General features: G+C 29.1%; 1 protein-coding gene. It reads right to left on the bottom strand.

Annotated features, from left to right (window positions below; translation table 11 throughout):
• Positions 1–936 (bottom strand): cache domain-containing protein (locus tag L8X50_RS08190; RefSeq protein ID WP_263660891.1); only part of this gene is annotated, 936 nt, incomplete at its 3' end.
• Positions 937–1,111: the final 175 nt, after the last annotated feature.

Genomic DNA, 1,111 nt, shown 5'->3' with positions numbered 1-1,111 from the left:
ATTAATCATAAATCTTATAATTACAAGAGCAATTACCAAGCTTATAACACCAATAATGATTTGTTGTATTAAAGCTTTATTTACCGGGTCTTTATAGATTTTTTCATCTGCAATCACACAAACATTATATCCTGTTGAAGATTTCTGACAAATCACAGCCTTGCGAGGAGCATTTCCATCTTCAATTAACATTGGTGAGCTTGAAAGAAGTCCTGATTTTCCTTCAGGTGTTGAAAGATATGATTTTACTATATTTTGACTTAATTCATTTTTTGTTAATAATGCCTCAGAAGATTCATGAAAAAGTATAGTTCCATCATTATCTAAAACCACAGTATATCCGCTTTGTGACCTTCCCATTGATAATACATTATCTGAAAAAGTATTTAAATCATAATTTCCACCTACTGCACCTATAAATTTACCATTAACAACTATAGGATATGAAAAAGATAAAGAAGGAGCTTTTAAGCTAGGGGCAATATAAGGCTTTGATATTACAACTTTGTTTTCTCCAGAAGCAACACTTGTGTACCAACTTCTTGTTCTAGGATCATAGCCATCAGATGGCATTTGATGGTTTCCATTTGATCTAATCATTGCACCATTGTGTGCAAGTCCTACATATAGCACATCAAAACGACTAGCTTCTTTTGCAACTTTAACCATAGTGTAAATTTCTTCTAAACTCACATTAGGATTTTTTTGCAATTCAGAGGCGACAGATCTAATAGCATCGCTTCTTGAAGCAGTGTAGTCATCAAAATTCTTTAAAACATCTTGCATTGTTTTAACTTGTATATCATTGATGAGTTTTTGAACATCATGCTTTACTTCGGCATAATTAAATGCATTTGCTATAAATAAAATAGCTATAATTGCTAAAAAAACAAAAAAAGTTAATTTTCCCGTTAAACTTCTTGTAATGTTTTTCATAATGAATTATCCTTGTTTAAAAATTGTAAATTTTAAGGGAAAAATTATCTTGTATTATTTTTAATAAAAAAATGCATTATTTAAATATAAAAAAACTATTTTTTAATAAAAAAATTATAAAAAATAACAATCACATCCAATCAAAATCACCAACCCCAGCTTAGCAATTAACACT

Source organism: Campylobacter sp. CNRCH_2013_0898h, assembly GCF_025772965.1.
Lineage (GTDB): Bacteria > Campylobacterota > Campylobacteria > Campylobacterales > Campylobacteraceae > Campylobacter_D > Campylobacter_D lari_D.
Note: the sequence above shows the minus strand (reverse complement) of the source record. Positions and strands in the feature narration are given on the sequence as shown.